16 protein-coding genes are annotated in these 18780 nt (G+C 53.1%); 3 read left to right on the forward strand and 13 right to left on the reverse strand.

Going from position 1 to position 18780, the window contains the following annotated elements:
* Positions 1-112: 112 nt before the first annotated feature.
* From VMF88_01410 to argC, 13 genes are all read right to left on the reverse strand, one after another.
* Positions 113-1312, reverse strand: a complete 1200-nt coding sequence (locus VMF88_01410) for an NAD(P)-dependent oxidoreductase (protein HTY09703.1) — start codon at positions 1310-1312, stop codon at positions 113-115.
* Between the two features lie 91 nt (positions 1313-1403).
* Positions 1404-1928, reverse strand: a complete 525-nt coding sequence (locus tag VMF88_01415; GenBank protein ID HTY09704.1) for a TlpA disulfide reductase family protein — start codon at positions 1926-1928, stop codon at positions 1404-1406.
* Entirely contained in the window at positions 1928-2497 is a 570-nt protein-coding gene (locus VMF88_01420) for a thioredoxin family protein (GenBank protein HTY09705.1), read from the reverse strand. Before VMF88_01420 ends, VMF88_01415 begins: the two co-directional genes overlap by 1 nt.
* A gap of 64 nt (positions 2498-2561) precedes the next feature.
* Positions 2562-4067: a leucyl aminopeptidase gene (locus VMF88_01425; GenBank protein ID HTY09706.1), complete on the reverse strand. Its 1506-nt coding sequence runs from the start codon at positions 4065-4067 to the stop codon at positions 2562-2564.
* Positions 4068-4087: 20 nt separating this feature from the next.
* A complete protein-coding gene (locus VMF88_01430) occupies positions 4088-5077 on the reverse strand; it encodes a bifunctional oligoribonuclease/PAP phosphatase NrnA (GenBank protein ID HTY09707.1) in 990 nt (329 codons plus the stop codon).
* A 156-nt stretch (positions 5078-5233) separates the two neighbouring features.
* Entirely contained in the window at positions 5234-6283 is a 1050-nt protein-coding gene (locus VMF88_01435) for a 2-oxoacid:ferredoxin oxidoreductase subunit beta (GenBank protein HTY09708.1), read from the reverse strand.
* The gene (locus tag VMF88_01440) at positions 6280-8121 is read right to left on the reverse strand and encodes a 2-oxoacid:acceptor oxidoreductase subunit alpha (GenBank protein HTY09709.1); all 1842 of its coding nucleotides are present in this window, start codon (positions 8119-8121) and stop codon (positions 6280-6282) included. Before VMF88_01440 ends, VMF88_01435 begins: the two co-directional genes overlap by 4 nt.
* Positions 8122-8147: 26 nt before the next feature.
* Complete coding sequence (locus VMF88_01445; protein ID HTY09710.1) at positions 8148-8882, reverse strand: cytochrome c biogenesis protein CcdA; 735 nt, start codon at positions 8880-8882, stop codon at positions 8148-8150.
* Between the two features lie 209 nt (positions 8883-9091).
* Positions 9092-10327: an argininosuccinate synthase gene (locus VMF88_01450; GenBank protein HTY09711.1), complete on the reverse strand. Its 1236-nt coding sequence runs from the start codon at positions 10325-10327 to the stop codon at positions 9092-9094.
* Positions 10328-10377: 50 nt separating this feature from the next.
* Positions 10378-10836, reverse strand: a complete 459-nt coding sequence (gene argR, locus VMF88_01455; GenBank protein HTY09712.1) for an arginine repressor — start codon at positions 10834-10836, stop codon at positions 10378-10380.
* 9 nt (positions 10837-10845) lie between these two features.
* On the reverse strand, positions 10846-11706 hold the full coding sequence (gene argB / locus VMF88_01460) for an acetylglutamate kinase (protein HTY09713.1): 861 nt from the start codon (positions 11704-11706) through the stop codon (positions 10846-10848).
* Positions 11707-11741: 35 nt separating this feature from the next.
* Complete coding sequence (gene argJ / locus VMF88_01465) at positions 11742-12965, reverse strand: bifunctional glutamate N-acetyltransferase/amino-acid acetyltransferase ArgJ (GenBank protein ID HTY09714.1); 1224 nt, start codon at positions 12963-12965, stop codon at positions 11742-11744.
* A 2-nt stretch (positions 12966-12967) separates the two neighbouring features.
* The gene (gene argC / locus VMF88_01470) at positions 12968-13981 is read right to left on the reverse strand and encodes an N-acetyl-gamma-glutamyl-phosphate reductase (protein HTY09715.1); all 1014 of its coding nucleotides are present in this window, start codon (positions 13979-13981) and stop codon (positions 12968-12970) included.
* Positions 13982-14131: 150 nt separating this feature from the next.
* On the opposite strand from argC, the gene ychF reads away from it, so the two are divergent.
* The 3 genes from ychF (at position 14132) to VMF88_01485 (ending at position 18724) form a co-directional block, all read left to right on the forward strand.
* Positions 14132-15229 carry a redox-regulated ATPase YchF gene (gene ychF / locus VMF88_01475; GenBank protein ID HTY09716.1) on the forward strand — a complete coding sequence of 366 codons (1098 nt, stop codon included), beginning with the start codon at positions 14132-14134 and terminating at the stop codon, positions 15227-15229.
* Positions 15230-15378: 149 nt separating this feature from the next.
* Positions 15379-16686, forward strand: coding sequence for a hypothetical protein (locus tag VMF88_01480; GenBank protein HTY09717.1), 1308 nt, complete (start codon positions 15379-15381; stop codon positions 16684-16686).
* A 40-nt stretch (positions 16687-16726) separates the two neighbouring features.
* Positions 16727-18724 (forward strand): carboxypeptidase-like regulatory domain-containing protein, encoded by a 1998-nt coding sequence (locus VMF88_01485; GenBank protein HTY09718.1) that lies wholly within the window; start codon positions 16727-16729, stop codon positions 18722-18724.
* Positions 18725-18780: the final 56 nt, after the last annotated feature.

The raw sequence follows: 18780 nt of genomic DNA on the forward strand, positions 1-18780 counted from the left end.
ATGGATTTCGAACTGGGTCACCGCCGCCGCGCGCGCGATATCTCTCCGGCAAAACAAAAAAAGGTGATGTGTGAGCATCACCTTTTTGGATCGATGAGTATGCGTATCGCTCTTAAAGCCCGATCAACGACACCTGAATGATCTCGTCTCCTCTCTTCCGGATCTCGCTGAGAATATCATCGGAAGGACGCGAGTCGAGTTTCATCGTGCAGCATGCCGTCTGCTGTCCTTCAAAGATCACGTTCTCTATTTCCTGAACGTTGATCTTCGAGGTCTTCAGATACTCGAGCACGTTGGCGAGGACGCCCGGTTTGTCGAAGTGGCGGACCACGAGTTCCCATTTTGCGGCGGTCTTCTTCGCTCGGTTCACCCAATTCCGGACGGTCCCGTGATGGATGTATTCGCCGATGATGGAGACGGCTTCGGCTGCAACGGCATTCTGCGCCTGGTTCGTGGACGCGCCGATGTGGTGCGTTCCGTACACTCCGGCCATCGACGCCAGCGGATGGGAGAACGGCCCGCTTTTTTCTTCCGGCTCGTTCGAAAACACGTCCGCGCCGACCTTCAGCGTTCCTGCCGTCACCGCTTCGCGCAAGGCCGCTTCATCCACGACCTCGGCACGGGAGGTATTCAGGAAAATTGTGCCCGGTTTCATCACTTGAATGATGCTTTTGTTGATCAGATTGCGCGTCTCGGGCTTCAATGCCACGTGGATGGAAATGATGTTGCATTGGGGGACGAGCGCTTCGACCGACGGTGCGTATTCGATCTCCAATTTTTCGGCTTTCTCCGGCGTCAGCGAACGCGACCAAGCGATCACATGGAGGCCGAACGCTTTTGCACGGATAATCACTTCTTTGCCGATCTGTCCCACGCCGATAATGCCGATGGTCTTGCCGAAAATGCCGTCAGCTTTCGAGTACTCGCTCTTGTTCCATTTGTTGTTCCGCAGATCGGTCACGTTTTCCACGACACGTCTGTCGAGAGATAGAAGGAGCGCCATCGTCAATTCCGCAACGGCGATGGAGTTCTTCCCGGGGCAGTTCGCAACATAAATACCCCGTGCGTTTGCCGCTTTCACGTCGATGGTGTTGACGCCGGCTCCCGCGCGGATGATCAGGCTGAGGTTCTTGCCCGCATTGATGCAGTCGGCATGAACTTCGGTGGAACGGACTATAAGAATGGAGGCGTCACCGATGTTTGCTGCGAGCTCTTCCGCTTTGAGTTTCGGTTTATACTGAGCTTCGACGCCGAGGTTTGAAATATCTGAGATGTATGACTGGGGGAATGAATCTGCGATGAGAATTTTCATGGAACGTTCCTTTCACTAAAAAAGATTTAATGAAAGGTAACGTACATTTGGTCAATTATCAATGAACAATCAACAATGAGTCAGCGGGCCGTCAAAAATCTTTTAGGTGCAGGACCGAATCAAGCTTCGTTTTGAAAACCGAGAGCGGGCTTTGTCCGAACATAAATACCTGCCGTTTCCCTTGAGCGTCGAACATTACGGTTGCCGGGATCGCGCCGCTCCATGAAGGGTTGACTTCATTAATGAGGTCTTCGTCTTTCTTCACGTTCGCGACATAGACGTTGAAGGGAACGTTGTGTGCCGCGACAAAGGGGCGGACTTTCGATTCGAGTTCATCCGGGTAATCAACGCTGACGGCGGCGAAGTCTATTTTCTCTTCCCGGTACATCCCGGAGAGTTTGACGATATCGGGAAATTCTTCGACACAAGGCTGACACCACGTTGCCCAGATATTGAGGAAAAGAACTTTTCCGTTCCTGTTGTGGATGAGGCTGTCAAGCTCCTTGTCATTGATTGTCCTGACAGCCGGGCGGGTATCGTTCTGCTGCGCAACCACAGTTCTCGCACCGCCGCATAATGTGCTCAGCAGTAAAGCGGCGAAGAGTCTCTGTCTCATCAATCTATTTTCTTGATGGTGCAGCCGAACGCCTTTGTCGTTGTGACGGTGACCGGTTTGCCGGCAAGGATCTCGTCGAGCGCGTTCCGAAGGTCGTGGGAGGTCACATCGGACTCCCGGCGCGAATCGTCGATCCTGCCGTGGTAGAGAATGTCGAAGGAAGGGTTGAGAACGAAGATCTCCGGAGTGACCGAAGCTCCGAATTTATCGGCGATGACATTTTTATCGTCTTTAAGAATGGTGAATTCGAACCCATGGTCCTTTGCGTGCTGCTTCACTTCTTCGGCGCTTTCCTGCTTGTTGGAGTTGATGCCGATGACAACGACATTTTTATTTTTGTAGTCATTGTAGAGCGACACCATGCGTGTGTTGTATCCGTTGGAGACCGGGCATTGCGTCGCAATGAACATCAGCACGATCGCTTTTGCTTTCTTGAAATCCGAGAGGGAGTGTTTGACGCCGTTATAGTCGGGGAGAGTGAAATTTTCAGCCTTGGCCGGCGGAGCTGCAAGAAGCAGGTTTGAGACAAAGAAGGAGAGAAAGAAAAGAACCAAAACATTCCGTTTCATACAACGCTCCTTTCGATTATTTTCGTTAGATGGATTGCGACGGCAAAAGTTGAACCCGCTCAGGCTATTTTCTGTTCTTTAAAAATTCAACCAGCAGCCGGACCCCGACGCCGGAACCCCCTTTAGGGATGTACTCCATAGATTCTTCCAAAATTGCGGTCCCCGCGATATCCAAATGCACCCATTTATATTCGCCGATGAATTTTTTCAAAAACCATCCGGCGGTGATCGCGCCTCCCCAGCGCCCGCCGACGTTTTTGACGTCCGCCACGTCGCTTTTGATCAGCTTCTCGAACTCATCAAAAAGCGGAAGCTGCCAGACACGCTCGTACGTCGTCTCTCCGGCAACTTTCAGAGCATCCATTGTCGGCTGATCGTTCCCCATCATTCCGGTCGCCAGGTGGCCGAGCGCCACAACGCATGCTCCGGTGAGCGTCGCAAGATCGATGACGACGTCGGGTTTGTATTGGGACGCATAGCCAAGCGCATCGGCGAGGATCAGCCGTCCTTCTGCATCAGTGTTGTCGACCTCCGAAGTCTTCCCGCCGTAATGACGGACGATGTCCCCCGGTTTCATCGAAGTTCCGCTCGGCATATTTTCGACCGCAGGGATCAATCCGATGACGTGCACCTGAAGCTGCAACTCCGCAAGCGCCTGAAACGTTCCGATGACCGCCGCGGCGCCGCTCATGTCCATTTTCATCTCGGCCATGTTCGCCGCCGGCTTGATGGAAATACCGCCGCTGTCGAACGTCACTCCCTTGCCGACAAGCACCACGGTTCCCGTTTTCACCTTGCCCGGATTGTGCTCAAGAATAATGAATCGCGGAGGATGATTGCTCCCTTTGCCGACGGTGAGAACTCCTCCCATATTCAAACTCTCTATCTTTCTCTGGTCAAATACCGTCACTTTAAATCCATGCTCGTTCCCATTTTGCTGCGCCTGATGAGCGAGCGTTTCCGGATAAATTTCGTTGGAAGGAGCGTTCTGCAGATCCCGCGCAGCGCACGCCGCCGCAACAAGGATCTCGCCGCGCCGGACACCGTCCCGAATTTCGTTTCCTCTTTTTTTATCGGGAGTAAAGATCGTGAGTCGATTGAGCTTCTTCCCGTTGTCCTTCGAGGTGATGTATTTGTCGTATTTATAGGCCGAGAGTGCTGCGCCTTCGACAATGGCCTGCGCTATTTCGGATGGGGAGATTTTCGAATTTCCGTTGGGGAGCGAGAGGGAAAATTCGATGGCGAGCGACCCGAGCTTCATTTTCTGAGCAGCTGTAGCGGCTGCGGCTGATCCGCGGCGGATCTTCTCTAGGGAGAGCTTTTCCGGTTCACCCATTCCAACAAGGAACAATCGGGGAGCGGTCAGCGATCTCTCGGTATAGAGCGAAAGCAGTTCGCCCGCCTTCCCGGTAAAGTCTTTGAGTGCGACGGCCGGCTGTATCTTTTCGCCGACCTGTTTTCCCAGCGCGGCGATTTGCTGCGCAATCCCGTTCTTTTCCTGGACAATGAATACCGCAGCCGCATCTCCTTTGATTTCGGCGAGTGAAGCAAGCTCGAACTTGATTTCCATTATGGCTCCTTAAAAAAATGTCACACGTACTGTTTAGACCTTTCGGTCACGGATCTTACAATTTCATCGAGGCTCCTGCCGCGAATTCTTGCCCCGGCAGCGTTCGTATGCCCGTTGCCGCCGAATTCTTTCGCAAGCTTGTTGATCGGAATTGTTCCCTTTGAGCGGAAGCTCACCTTGATCCCGTCTTCAAGCTCCACGAACATCAGGCCGATTCTCACTCCGCCGATCGTCAAAGCAAAGTTGACCATATTGTCGGTGTCTTCTTCGGAGGTCATGGTTTCGGTAAAATCCTTTCTCCGAAGCGTCATCGATGCAACCCTGCCGTGATGATCAACCATCAACGAGTCGAGTGCCCGTCCAAGAAGCTTTAATTTATTCGCCGGACCCTCCTCGAAAATCCTCTGATAGATTTTTGCCGGGTCGGCTCCGGCCTGCAGAAGCTCGGCGGCGATCGCGTGGGTCTCTGGGTCGGTCTTGGGAAACCGAAACGAGCCGGTATCGGTCATGATCGCAGCATACAATGCTTCGGCGACCGGGGCGGTGATGGAGTTCGGGTTCAGGTATTTCAAAAGCTTGAAGACGATCTCGCCCGTTGCTGTCGCCTGTTCGTCGATGATATAGAGGTCGGCAAACGCCTCCTGATCGGGATGATGGTCGATACAAAGTTTTGCAGCAGAACTTTTTGCGACAGCCTCCTTTAAGGCAGAAAAACGGGAAGGGGTATTCGTGTCGAGTGCAATGATTACGTCGGCGTCTCCGACAAGTTGTTTATGCATTTCCGGAACGAATGTCGCGATCGGGAAGAGCGAATTCATGAACATGTAATACTCGGGGGTCTTGCTCTGGTTAATGATGGAGACGCTTTTCCCTTCGCCGGTCAGGTATAACGCGAGCGCAACTTCGCTTCCCAAACCGTCGCCGTCCGGATTGATGTGCGTTGTCAGGACGAAACTTTTCTTTTCAGCGAAGATTGCCTTACATCGCTCGAATAACTGACCTAGATCCATTGGAATCGCGCTGAAATGTTCCAGAGAATAATCATGATGAATCGGAAGCGGGGAAGAGAGCGGGTTAAAGATACGAACAGCACCCTTTCCGTTCAAGGCAAAAAAAGAACGCACTTCCTCATGCAAGAAAGTGCGTCGATAAATTGCAATCCCGGATTACTGGATCGTCCAGGTGTCGCCCGAGCCGAGCAGTTTTTCCAGATCGCCTCTGCCCTTCTTGTCGGTTGCGTTTCTGATCTGGAGGGACATTTGCGATTCGTACGTCGGACGGTCGATGCTGAGGAAAATGCCCACAGGACGGGGGAGCGACGCGTTGTACGTCATGTTCGCAAGGATAAATGCCAACGTCGAATCATTCTCGTTGTGGACGATGAGATCGTTCACCGAATGTTTTCCATCCTTCAACGAAACGACCGCCGGTCTGAATCCGTCGAGAATGACCCCCTTGTCCCGTTCTTTGCCGAAGATCAGCGGTTTGCCGTGCTCGAGGTAGACGACGTTTTCGTCCTTCGATTCCTTTTCGGTGAACATGAAGAACGCTCCGTCGTTAAAAACGTTGCAGTTCTGGTAGATCTCGACGAAGGAGGTTCCCTTATGCTCGGCGGCCCGTTTGACCATTTGCTGAAGGTGCTTCGGGTCGCGGTCCATTGTCCGTGCGACGAACGTGCCGCTTGCGCCCAGGGCAAGGCTGACCGGGTTGAAGGGATAGTCGATCGATCCCATTGGGGTGGACTTCGTCACCTTGCCGAACTCGGACGTCGGCGAATATTGTCCCTTCGTCAATCCATAGATCTGATTGTTGAAGAGCATTACGTTCACGTCGATGTTGCGGCGGATAAGATGGATCATGTGGTTGCCGCCGATGCTCAATCCGTCCCCGTCCCCCGTGACCACCCACACCGAAAGATCGGGCCGAGCCATTTTCAACCCGGAGGCGATCGCGGTTGCCCGTCCGTGAATGCTGTGGAATCCATACGTGTCCATATAATACGGAAAACGGCTCGAGCAGCCGATCCCGGAGATGAACACGGTATTCTCTCTTTTAATCGGAAGCTCGGGCATGATCCGCTGCACCTGGGCGAGGATCGAATAATCGCCGCACCCGGGACACCAACGCACATCCTGGTCGGACTGAAATTCCTTTGTCGTGTACTTTGTTGCGGGAGGTTCGTTCTTCGACACTACTTCTTCAACAAGGGTACTCATGCTTTTTTACCTTCCAAAATTTCTTCAATTTTTGCCTCGATCTCCGACGACTTAAAGGGGAGACCCTGAACTTTGTTCAATCCAACGGCGGGGACCAAATATTTCGACCGCAGGACCTTGATGAGCTGGCCGAGGTTGATTTCCGGCACCAGAACATGCTTGAAACTGTAGAGGATTTCTCCGACGTTCTTCGGGAGCGGGTTGAGGTGGCGGAGGTGGAGATGCGACACCGACTTTCCGTGCGCCCGTGCCGCTTCGACCGCAGACCGGATAGCGCCATATGTGCCCCCCCAACCGACCACAAGCAAATCACCCTTCTCATCTCCATCAACAGTTGCGAGAGGAATGTCGTTCGCGATGCGTTCGACTTTTTCGGCGCGGAGCCGGACCATCTTGTCGTGATTTTCAGGTTCGTAGTTGACGTTTCCCGTCTTATCCTGTTTTTCAAGTCCGCCGATCCGGTGCTCGAGCCCCGGTGTTCCCGGTATCGCCCATTCGCGCGCGAGCGTCGTCTCGTTGCGCAAATACGGGAGATAATTATTGGGATCGGTCCTGAATTTGGGTGAAATGTCGGGGATGTCGGCGAGGTTCGGAAGCTTCCATGGCTCGGATCCGTTGCCGAGATATCCGTCGGACAACACCATCACCGGAGTCATGTACTTCAGTGCGATCCTTGCAGCCTGAAAGACGGTGTCGAAACAATCGCTCGGCGTCGCGGAGGCAAGGATCGGAACGGGAGCTTCGCCGTTGCGTCCATAAAGGGCCTGAAGCAGATCCGCCTGCTCCGTTTTCGTCGGAAGCCCTGTGCTCGGTCCGCCGCGCTGGATGTTGATGATGAGCAGAGGGAGCTCAACCATCACCGCGAGGCCGATCGCTTCGGTCTTCAAAGCGACCCCGGGACCGCTCGTCGTCGTTACGGCGAGCGCGCCGCCGAAGGAAGCGCCGATGGCGCTGGTGATCGCGGCAATCTCATCCTCCGCCTGGAACGTTTTTACGCCGTATTCTTTATACATCGACAACTCGTGGAGAATGTCGCTCGCCGGAGTGATCGGGTAGCTGCCGAGGAACAGGTCGAGCTTCGCCTTGCTCGCCGCTACGACGAGGCCGAGCGCGACCGCGGTATTGCCGGTGATGTTCCGGTATTTTCCGCGCGGAAGGGAGGCTGCCTTCACTTCATACCGGACGTTGAAAATTTCCGTCGTCTCTGCAAAGTTCCATCCCGCCTTCAGCACTCGGGTGTTCGCTTCGATGATGTCCGGCTTGCTCTTGAATTTTGACTTGATCCACTCGACGGTGTTGTCGATCGGACGGTTGTACATCCAGTACATCATCCCCAGCGCGAAAAAGTTCTTCGTCCTGTCGACGATCTTTGTCGGCAAATTCATGTCGGCGAGCGCAAGGCTGGTGAGCTTCGTGATGTCGGCCTGATAGACGGGATGATTGGCAAGAGAATTGTCGGTCAACGGATTGGACGCGTAGCCGGCAAGTTTCAGGTTCTTGTCGTTGAAACCGTCCGTGTTGACGATGATAGCGCCGCCATCAACAAGCCCGCGAAGGTTCACCTTCAGCGCGGCGGCATTCATCGCCACGAGGACGTCGCATTGGTCCCCCGGCGTGTTGATCTCTGTGCTGCCGAAATGGATCTGAAATCCGCTGACGCCGAAGAGCGTCCCTTGCGGCGCCCGAATTTCCGCCGGGTAATCCGGGAGCGTGCTCAGGTCATTCCCCATGATGGCGGATGTGTTCGTGAACTGCGTTCCGGTCAACTGCATTCCGTCCCCCGAATCGCCCGCAAAGCGGATCGTCACTTCATCAAGGGATTTTGTTTTCTTAACCATGTATAGCGATTCCTTTACATTTGTCGTTATGACAGTTCATTGAGAAATGGAAGCCATCGTGAAAAGTACGATGAGAGAATTGTCAGAGAGTTCGTGATGATGAGGATGCCCAGGGCAACGAGCATGGCGCCCCCCACGACTTCGATCGCATGAAAATATTTCTTAATTCTGTTGAACATCGAGAAGAACATATTGATGCTCACGCCCGTCAGAAAGAACGGGATGCCGAGTCCAAGCGAGTAACTTCCCAATAACACAATTCCTTTATACACGGTGTCCTGCCGGCTTGCGATCACCAGGATGGCCGCTAGCACCGGTCCGATGCACGGCGTCCACCCGAAAGCGAACGCGGTGCCGACTAAAAACGATCCCAGCATGCCGAGCTTCTTCTGCTGGACGTGAAATCTCTGTTCGTAGTTCAGGAACTTGATCTTGAACAATCCCATCATGTGCAGGCCGAAGACGATGATCAGCACGCCGGCGACCTTGCTGATCGTCGCATAGTATTCGTTGAACGCCTTGCCGAGTGTCGTTGCGGTTGCGCCGAGAAGGACAAAGACCAGCGTAAACCCGCCGATGAAAAATATGGAGTTCAATATAATTGAACGCAGGGCAGACCTGTTCTGTTCCACCCCCTTCATTTCATCGAGCGAAACGCCCGAAATGAAGGAAATGTATCCTGGTACTATCGGAAGCACACAAGGGGATACAAAGGAGAGCAATCCAAAAATAAAAGCTGTTAAGATTCCTACATTCTGCAATCAAAACCTCATCTTCCTGTAATAATGTAACTCATTCCGCCAAAAATATCAAGGCAAAGAAGCCGACCGAAATGGATCACCGCCCAAATTGGCAGAAATCCGGACAATAAATCCCCCTCTGTGACCTGAGACAAATAAAAAAGCCATCCTTTTTATCGGATGGCTTTTCTCTGACTCCTGTCAACCGTTCGGTTATTTCTGTCTCCCGACTACTTTCTTCGCAACAATCCCTTCACTTTTCCTTCCTTCGCCTTGTTGATCTTGTGGAACGTTTTCGACGGAAGGCCGTAGATCTTGATAAAGCCTTCGGCCGCCGAATGGTCGAAGGTGTCTTCAACAGTATACGTTGCCAAATTTGTATCGTAGAGGGAGTAAGGAGATGTGCGTCCGCCGACGGTGAGGTTGCCTTTATACATTCTCACTTTCACCAGCCCCGAAACATTTTTTTGCGTTTCGTTGATGAATCCGTCCATGGCTTCTTTCAGCGGCGAGAACCAGAGCCCGTTGTAAATGATCGTCGCGTATTCGTCCGCCAGTTTCGATTTATAGTGGAAAACTTCTTTGTCGAGGGTCAATCGTTCCAGCTCGAGATGAGCGAAGTGAAGGGTGACGGCCGCCGGAGCTTCATAGACTTCGCGGGACTTGATTCCGACCAGCCGGTTTTCGACGAGATCAATTCTTCCGATGCCGTTTGCTCCGGCGACCGCGTTCAGCTCTTCGATCAGCGCAACGCCGCTCATCTTCTTGCCGTTAAGGGCCACCGGGATGCCTTCTTTGAATTCGATTGACACATACGTCGCCTTGTTCGGCGCGTCTTCGGGGGCGACCGTCCGCTGGTACGCGTCCTGCGGCGGCTCGACCATCGGGTCCTCGAGGATACCGCATTCGATCGCCGTTCCCCAGATATTTTCATCGATCGAATACGGATTCTTCTTGGTGGCGGAAACGGGAATGCCGTGCTTTTCGCAGTAGGCGATTTCTTCCTCGCGCGATTTGAATTCCCACACGCGCAGCGGAGCGAGCACTTTCAATTCCGGCGCAAGCGCCATCACCGACACCTCGAAACGAACCTGGTCGTTTCCTTTCCCCGTGCATCCGTGAGCAACGGCCGTGCATTTTTCTCTCTTCGCGACGTCGACCAGGGCTTTTGCAAGAAGAGGGCGGCCGAGCGACGTGGCCATCGGATACACGTGCTCGTACAAGGCTCCCGCTTTGAGGGCGGGAAAGATATATTCTTCCACGAATTCTTTTTTCAGGTCCTGGACGTATACTTTCTTTGCGCCCGTTTTATAGGCTTTGTCGGCAACGCCGACAAGTTCCTTCTGCTGTCCCAGATTTCCTGTGACGGTGATGACATCCGCATCATATTTTTCCTGCAGCCATTTGACGATGACGGAGGTATCGAGGCCGCCCGAATATGCGACGGCAATTCTTTCCTTTTTCAAGAGTATTCTTCCTTATGGTTGTCCATGATAGTGTGAACGTACATTATTCATCAACGTGTTCCGGCTCGTTCAACAAGAGCGTCCTTGACGTCCTTCAACGCCGCCTGAATTTTTTTGATCGTCGACGGCAGCACCAGGACAGTGTCGTCACCGGCGACCGTCCCGAGAAGGTGCGGGTGGTGGAGCGAATCGAGGAACGAGGCGACGCCCGGCGCTCTCCCCGGCAGCGTTCGAATGACGATCATCGCCTCGTTTGCGTCGACGCTTGTCACTTCGAAACCGACAAGCGATTTCAGCTTTCGTTCCTCGCTCCCGGTACTGAGAACGTACCGCATGCCGTCTTCAGCATGGATGCGGTCGACGCCGAGTTCGTTGAGGTCGCGCGACAGCGTTGCCTGGGTGACGTCAAAACCCCGTTTCTTCAGGTCGACGGAGAGCTCCTCCTGGCTGGAGATCGCCTTCGACTGGATGATCTCCTTGATCGTAAAATGTCGTTTGGACTTGTTCACGATGATGCGTTACGATTTTCTTTTGATCAGGCTCTCGCGGACCATTTGTGTTCCGATACCTTCATCGGTGAAGATCTCCAGAAGGAGCGAATGCTTGATGCGTCCGTCGACGATGTGAACTTTCTTCACCCCCGCGTTCAATGTTTTGAACGCCGAACGGACTTTTGGGATCATCCCCCCGAAGATCGCTCCCTGTTCAATGAGACGCTCGGCCTCTTTTTCGGTGAGCGAAGATATCCGCTCGTTATTGATGACGATCCCTTCGATGTCGCTCAGGTACACGAGTTTCTCTGCCTTCAGCGCGTCGGCGATGGTTCCTGCGGCAAGGTCGGCGTTGACATTATAGATCGTTCCCTTTTTGCCGACGCCCAGCGGTGCGATCACCGGCATCATTCCGTTCTTTAAGAGAAGCTCGATGAAGGGGACATTGACCGATGTGACTCGTCCAACCAGGCCGAGGTCATTTTCGCCGTCAAGAATTTTTTCGGCCCGAAGGAGCGTGTTGTCCACGCCGCTCAAGCCGATGGCGTCGCCGTCGTTGCCGTTGATCAGATTGACGATCTCCTTGTTGATCTTTCCCGCCAGGACCATCTGCACGACCTCAACCATTGCTTCGTCCGTGTAGCGTTGCCCGTTCACGAATTTCGTCTCGATGCCGAGCTTCCTGGCGATCTCGGTGATCTCTTTCCCGCCGCCGTGGACGATGACAATGTTGATCCCGATCTTCCGAAGGATCGTCACGTCTTTGCCGAATGTTTCGCGCAGCGACGGATCGGTCATTGCCGCACCGCCGTACTTTATGACGAACGTCTTCCCCTCATACTTTTGGATGTAGGGGAGGGCTTCAATGAGGACTTCTTCTTTTTTCATCTTCTTCTTAGCACAAAAAGACTTTTGGGGCTTTCTTAACTTCTATAACTCGCGTTGATGTCGACGTATCCCTTGGACAGATCGCATGTCCATAGTGTCGCAGCGTGTTTCCCTCCGTGAAGATCGACGGTGATGGTGATTTCTTTCTGTTTCAGAATAGTTTTCGCCTTCTGTTCGGAGAATGAAATATTGTAGTTTTTGCCGAGGATCCTGAGGCCGCCGAAAAAGATCTCTGTTGTGTCGGGATTGAACTGTATTCCCGAGCGTCCGACTGCGGCAAGAATCCTCCCCCAATTGGCGTCCTCGCCATGAATGGCAGTCTTAACTAATAGCGAATTGCAAATTGTCTTTCCTGCCGCTTCGGCTTCCGCAGTCGACTTTGCTCCTTTGACAGTGACTTCGACGAACTTTGTAGCGCCTTCGCCGTCCTTCACGATCATTTTCGACAGAACGACCAGAACATGCTCAAATGCCTCGTAAAAAAGTCGGTATGATGAAGAGCTTTCCTTCAGCAGGAGGTTTCCGGATTTCCGATTCGCCAATGCGATGACCATGTCGTTCGTGCTCGTGTCGCCGTCGACGGTGATCCTGTTGAACGATCGTTCCGTCGCGCGCCGCAAAGTCGTTTTCAGAAGAGGATGGGAGATGTTTGCATCCGTGGTGATGAAGGCGAGCATCGTTGCCATGTTTGGCGCGATCATTCCCGAGCCTTTGGCCATGCCGCCGATGCGGACCGGGACATCCCCGATCGTAATTTCAACGGCATATTCTTTCGTAAACGTATCGGTCGTACAGATTCCCAGCGCGGCATCAGCGTTGCCGTCGGTTCGAAGGTGGTGCGACGCCGCAATGATGCCGGAGCGTAGGGCCTTCATCGGAAGGAACTGGCCGATCACGCCGGTAGAGGAAACGAGCACCTGCGATGAAGGAACGTGCAGAGCCTGCGCTGTCGCTGCAACCGACCGGACAGCATCCCGCATTCCTCTTTTCCCCGTGCACGCGTTCGCGTTGCCGCTGTTCACTAAAATTGCCGAGGCAACTTTCGATTGTCTCAGCTGCTGCTGGTCGAGCGTAACGCACGCGGCCTTCGTGATGCTTTGTGTGAAGACTCCGGCGGAAAGTGCCGGAACTTCGGAGACGACCAACGCGACGTCTTTCTTCTGCCTCTTGATGCCGCAATGAACGCCGGAAGCCATAAATCCTTTTGGTGCGCAGACACCCCCAGTGACAATTTTGATTTTTCCATCTTTCTTTTTCACTCTTACAACAGTCCTTCCGTTTCCGCGAACCCGAACATGAGATTCATATTTTGTATCGCCTGGCCGGCGGCTCCCTTTACGAGATTGTCGATCACGCTCAGGAGAATGAGCGTATTGTTCCTTTCATCGATGTGGAAGCCGATATCGCAGAAATTGGTATAATTCACATTCTTGATCTCGGGAACCGATGAGCCGTCCACCCGGACAAACGGAGCGCCGGAATAGTATTTTTTGTAGATCGAAGAAATTTCTCCGTGCTCGACGGCCTTCTTCAGCCTTAGATAGATCGTAGAATAAATTCCGCGCGTGATCGGGATGAGATGGGGAACGAACGTCACCTTGATGTTCGATGGTCCGTTTTCCATAATTGCTGATTCGATCTCAGGGGTATGCTGGTGGACGCTCACCTTGTATGCTCTGACGCTTTCGTTTACTTCTGAAAATGAATAGTTGAGCGAGGCGCTGCGCCCTGCCCCCGAAACCCCCGACTGAGAACTGATGATGATGCCCGTTTCTTCAGCGATCCCTTCTTTGAGCATTGGAATCAAGGGAAGGACGGCGCTCGTGGCATAGCATCCCGGGTTTGCGACAAGCCGGGCAGTTTTGATCTTCGCGCAGTTCCATTCCGGCAGGCCGTACACCGATTCAGAAAGAAACTCCGCCGAGACGTGTTCGCGCTGATAATACTTCTGGTATGACTGCAAATTCTTGAGCCTGAAGTCCCCGCCGAGGTCGATGACTCTTTTTTTCGCCTTCAACAGCTCGGGCACAATGTGCATCGCTTCCCCCGAAGGCAGGGCGACGAACACGGCATCTGCATCGGCAACCAGGCCAACGGAATATTCCTTGAACACGAGGTCGGTCTGTCCGCGGAAGACCCCGTAGAGTTCGTCGACGCGTTTTCCGGCGCTGCTGTGCGCAAAGACGTTCGTGATCGTGATGTTGGGATGTTTTAACAACAGCCTCATCAACTCCGCTCCCGAATATCCGGAAGCGCCTACGATCGATACGTTCATACATTCATCCTTCGAATTGCAAGGGTATAAATATACAGTATGTTGTATAATTATGCAAGTTATTTTTCGAAGTTTTTGAAACGTGGCGAATTTTCAGTATCTTTAGTTCATTCGTGAATAATTTTTCAATTTTGACATTCGCCGGGAACCATGGGTTTTAACTGCGGTATCGTCGGCTTGCCGAACGTCGGGAAGTCGACTCTATTCAATGCGATCACGGCCGCCGGAGCGGAAGCGGCAAACTATCCTTTTTGCACCATCGACCCGAACGTAGGCATCGTCGCGGTCCCCGATTCCCGCATCGACGGGCTCGTCACTCTTTATCATCCGGCCAAGACCATCCCCTCTGTCATCGAATTTGTCGATATCGCGGGATTGGTGAAAGGGGCCAGCAAAGGCGAGGGGCTCGGCAACCAATTCCTGTCGCACATCCGCGAGGTTGACGCCATCGCGCATGTGGTCCGCTGCTTCGACGACCCGAATGTAATCCATGTGGACGGGAGCGTCAATCCGAAACGGGACATTGAAGTCATCGAGGCCGAGCTCATATTCAAGGACCTTGAGACTGTTGAGAAGAAAACGGGGGAGGCGGAAAAAAGAGCAAAGACCGGAGATAAAAAAAACAAGGCCGAACACGAATTCTGCCTGCGGCTTCAACGGCATCTTCTGGAGGGCCGGCTTGCCCAGTACATGATCCTCAACGGCGACGAGGAGCGCTTTTGGATCCGGGATATGCATCTGTTGACAAACAAGCCGGTCATGTACGTATGCAATGTCCACGAAAAAGATGTTGCGGGAGCAAATGCCTACGTTTCGCAGGTGAAAGAAATAGCGCAAAAAGAAAATGCAAAAGCAGTCGTCGTAAGCGCGGCGGTTGAAGCAGAAGTCGCGGAACTGCCGATTGAAGAACGAGCCGGGTTTCTTTCCGGGCTGGGATTGAAAGAATCCGGGCTGGAACAGGTCATCCATACCGGGTATGACCTTCTTCAACTGTTGACTTTTTATACAGCAGGCCCTAAAGAGGTCCACGCATGGACAATTCGGCGCCGGCTTGCTGCACCCGAAGCGGCGGGCGTTATTCACACCGACTTTGAAAAAGGTTTTATTCGAGCGGAAATAATGAAATATGACGATCTGATCAGACTTGGAAGTGAACAGGCCGTCAAGGATAAAGGACTGCTTCGCATAGAGGGGAGAGAGTACATTATTGAGGATGGCGACATCGTTCATTTTAGATTCAATGTTTGACACGGCTCACAAGAAAGCCGCACGGTCAAAAAAAATAGTTTTGTCTTTGCAATTTAGAGAGCCTTTCGTTAATTTTAGAGCAGATCATTTGTGGCCGTCCTTCTTGCCGGCAGAACGGTTTCACCAGCATACCTAAGTTTCAAGACTCAATGTTACGACAGCGCCACACTCTTCGTCTGCGGAGGGAAGGGGTAATCCTCTTTGCCCTTGTTCTTGCAACGCTAAATTTTCATTGTCAACGCGGCAAGGCGGCGTTCCCCCCCGACCATTATCTTCTCATCACCCATTCTGCCCTCAATCGAATTACGATATTCGATCTTGCAGCTGATACCATCGTTGGTGCGCTGCCGACGCAGAAGCTCCCTCACGACATGATTGTTTCGCGCGACCGTTTGTTGTATGTCGTCAACAGCGGGGCACAAAGCATAACGACTTACGATCTCAAGAACCCGGAGTTCTGGGAATATGCGAGACAATTCATCAAAAAAGATTCTTCAAACCTCTCCGCCTTCCGTTCCCCGTCGCCGAGCATGATGGGACAAGGACATGAGGGCAATGGTCAAGGGGCAATGAAAGACAGTTCGGCATGGATCACCTTGAACAGAGCTCCGGCCCAGCTTCTCCCTGCATCCTTCGCGAGAACTTATCTTACGGATCCGAATTTTCCTGACATCGCAAAACCGATGCATGAGAAAGTCAACGCGATGGCCCATGCGACATGCTACGATTGCCATGACCGATCTGTCGGAGCGAAACCATTCGCCCCGAAGTATTCTTCCGACAGTTCCGAGATCTTCATCGTGCAGCTCGGCTATCGCACCGTCTCGTTCCTGGATTCAAAGACCCTTTCGGTCAAGCGGCGTATTCCTGTCCCATGCTCATCCCATTATTCGCCGATCGAAGCATGGATCACGCCGGATCAACGCCAGTGCTTTGTGACGTGCCGCAACGAGATAGGGCAGAGTAAGCCCGGATTGATACTAGTTCTGGACCTTCATGATGGCAGGCTGCTGAAATCTATCACGGCGGGGATTTATCCGTGGCATCTTCTTCCGTCCGCCGACGGGAGCACGTTGTACGTCAATAATTTTCAAAGCAGCCGGATTTCAATTGTGGATGTCAAGAAAATGCAGATCGTCGATTCGATTGTTGTGCAAAATGGCCCATCCATGATGCTGCTGCAGCCGGAGAACGGCCGGATTGTGGTGAGCTGCTTTTACACCGACCGTGTGCTGTTTGTGGATTTGAAAACAAAAGAAGTGCTGAAGGAGATCCCGGTCGACGCAAACCCTACGTCACTGGAATTCTCTCCCGGCGGAAAACTGTTATATGTCTTGTGCGGTGGGGAGAGCTCACTGGACATGATCGACGTTGATCAGGGAAAGGTCATCGAGAAGCACAAGATGCTATTCGGCGCGTATGCATTTCATTCCATGGACGAACGAGAACATCAATAACTCTACTTCATCTATCAATCAATAAACTAAAGGGAGGATCATGAAAAAACGATCTCGCTTTGCAATGCGCCTCGGCGTCTCAGTCCTGTTCATCGTTGGAGTTGGGATGTGGGTGGCGAGCTGCAGCAAAAATAATTCCATGACAGGACCGGGCGGTGGCGGCAGTACATCATCCGGCCCGGCGAAGGTTGTGGGGGTCGTCAACGACGCTAGCACGACGGGCAATCCTGTGTTGGCCGGAGCAACTGTACAGATCGTCGGCTCAAGCACGTCGACGACCACGGATGCGAACGGGGCCTTTTCCATCTCTGTCCCGACCGATTCCACCAAAACCATCAACATATCAAAAACTGGATACTCCTTGAATCAGGTCGTGGTTACCCTGAAGGGAGACAGCACCAGGAACATCACGGTAAGTCTTTTAAAAGTGGGGGGAAGCCAAAGCGTTCCGGCGAACGCGGGCGGCAGCGTTGCCGATACAAAATCAAACGCCGTCATCACCTTGCCGCCGAATTTTGTTTCCGCGTCGGGAAATGTCACCGTAACGGTGACCGGGCTTGATCCGACGACGGATCAGGTTCGCGCGCTCCCGGGCGGGCTTCAGGCGGTGGATGCGACCGGCAACACGGTGTATCTCCAACCCGTTTCGTTCGCCGAGTACACCGTGACCGACGCCAACGGCAATGTCCTGCCGTTCAATACGTCCGCCGGATCGGGGGCAAATATCGAGCTTCCCATTCCGGCTTCGTTGCGCGGCAAACCCGGGTATAGAAACGGAGACCCGATCGAATGTTATTTGTACGATCCATCCGACGGAAAATGGAAAACGCCCGTACCCGGAGTCATCGGGCCCTCCTCGGTTGACGCTTCCATCCCCGCGATAAAAGCAACGATCATGCATCTTTCGTGGTACGGCGGAGCTCCCGCTGTCAATCAGCGCGCTTGCATCAAAGGCTACGTGAAAAATTCAAACGGCACACCGGCCGCCGGTGCAGAGGTCGACTTGTATCCCGGGGCGAATGGCTCGACCGATAAGAACGGGTATTTCGACCTGGATGCATCTCCGTCATCGAACGTGCGCATCGTGGCCACGGTGCTTTCCGGCTCGAAGGTGAGCACGGCTGAAGAAGTGGTCTACACAGGCTCCGCGGGGGATTCCTGCTACACGGCTCCCGACCTGACGCTGGGGCTTCCTCAACAGGGAAATTTTCAGGTGAATGCTTCCTTATATCACAGCGGCAGCGGCAGCGAGGCTTTTGATTATGCTATCGCCTCGATCCAGCTGACCACGCCGGATAACTCTACGAGCGATTGGGACAGTGCAGCTGTGCAGATAGGGTACGGCAGCCAATTCACGACCCTCACCCCTCTTGGGGGTGGATCGTACTATGCATTCACCGGTTCCCCCGCCAATTTCGCGCTGACGCCCGGCGAGATGTATCAGATCAAGATCGATTTTGATAAGAACGGAACAATCGATGCCGAGGGCTCTGTGAGGATGGTCGGTGTCACTGCAATTACGAATCCGGCCGATAACGGAACGGTCCCGAAGACGTTTACCGCGACGTGGGTGGACAGCGGGGCCACACACTCAGGATACAGCGCCAACTATTGGGGTTTCCTCTCGGGCGACAGCACGTTCCTGTATTTTCTGACGACCAACACTCAAAAGGTCATCGGCGACAACACTATCGATTCTTCATTCTGGGGGTATCCGCAGGTAAATTCGCCGCTTCCTGCAGGTTCATACAGTTTGAGCCTTTGGTCGTTCAACGGTCCCGGAAACTTTCTTTCGGAGGTCGGCGACCAACTTCCAAACATCAGCGGTCAGAACGTAACGGGATATTTTTATTCCTACTATTTCGGGACCCCGGTGAATTTCACTTCATCCGGGACTGGCTCCGGGAAAGCAGCGGGTTCAATTTCGCGCATGCTGCCTCGCCGGACGAAAACGCCGCCGCTCGCGCTGAAGAATTTCTTTAAGCATATCCCCGCTTCCATCAGGAAGAAAGCTGGGATTTCGCTTGCACGCAGATAAGGTCTCCGGCATATCATTAAAAAAGGCATCTCACGGATCGTGAGATGCCTTTTTTG

This window comes from Bacteroidota bacterium (genome assembly GCA_035506275.1).
Classification (GTDB): Bacteria; Bacteroidota; Ignavibacteria; order UBA10030; family UBA8401; genus JAGVPT01.

Excerpts from the sequence above, each read along its gene's own strand:
- VMF88_01410 (HTY09703.1), bottom strand. The coding sequence starts at position 1,312 with ATGAAAATTCTCATCGCAGATTCATTCCCCCAGTCATACATCTCAGAT.
- VMF88_01415 (HTY09704.1), bottom strand. The coding sequence starts at position 1,928 with ATGAGACAGAGACTCTTCGCCGCTTTACTGCTGAGCACATTATGCGGC.
- VMF88_01420 (HTY09705.1), bottom strand. The coding sequence starts at position 2,497 with ATGAAACGGAATGTTTTGGTTCTTTTCTTTCTCTCCTTCTTTGTCTCA.
- VMF88_01425 (HTY09706.1), bottom strand. The coding sequence starts at position 4,067 with ATGGAAATCAAGTTCGAGCTTGCTTCACTCGCCGAAATCAAAGGAGAT.
- VMF88_01430 (HTY09707.1), bottom strand. The coding sequence starts at position 5,077 with ATGGATCTAGGTCAGTTATTCGAGCGATGTAAGGCAATCTTCGCTGAA.
- VMF88_01435 (HTY09708.1), bottom strand. The coding sequence starts at position 6,283 with ATGAGTACCCTTGTTGAAGAAGTAGTGTCGAAGAACGAACCTCCCGCA.
- VMF88_01440 (HTY09709.1), bottom strand. The coding sequence starts at position 8,121 with ATGGTTAAGAAAACAAAATCCCTTGATGAAGTGACGATCCGCTTTGCG.
- argB (HTY09713.1), bottom strand. The coding sequence starts at position 11,706 with ATGAAAAAAGAAGAAGTCCTCATTGAAGCCCTCCCCTACATCCAAAAG.
- argC (HTY09715.1), bottom strand. The coding sequence starts at position 13,981 with ATGAACGTATCGATCGTAGGCGCTTCCGGATATTCGGGAGCGGAGTTG.
- ychF (HTY09716.1), top strand. The coding sequence starts at position 14,132 with ATGGGTTTTAACTGCGGTATCGTCGGCTTGCCGAACGTCGGGAAGTCG.
- VMF88_01480 (HTY09717.1), top strand. The coding sequence starts at position 15,379 with ATGTTACGACAGCGCCACACTCTTCGTCTGCGGAGGGAAGGGGTAATC.
- VMF88_01485 (HTY09718.1), top strand. The coding sequence starts at position 16,727 with ATGAAAAAACGATCTCGCTTTGCAATGCGCCTCGGCGTCTCAGTCCTG.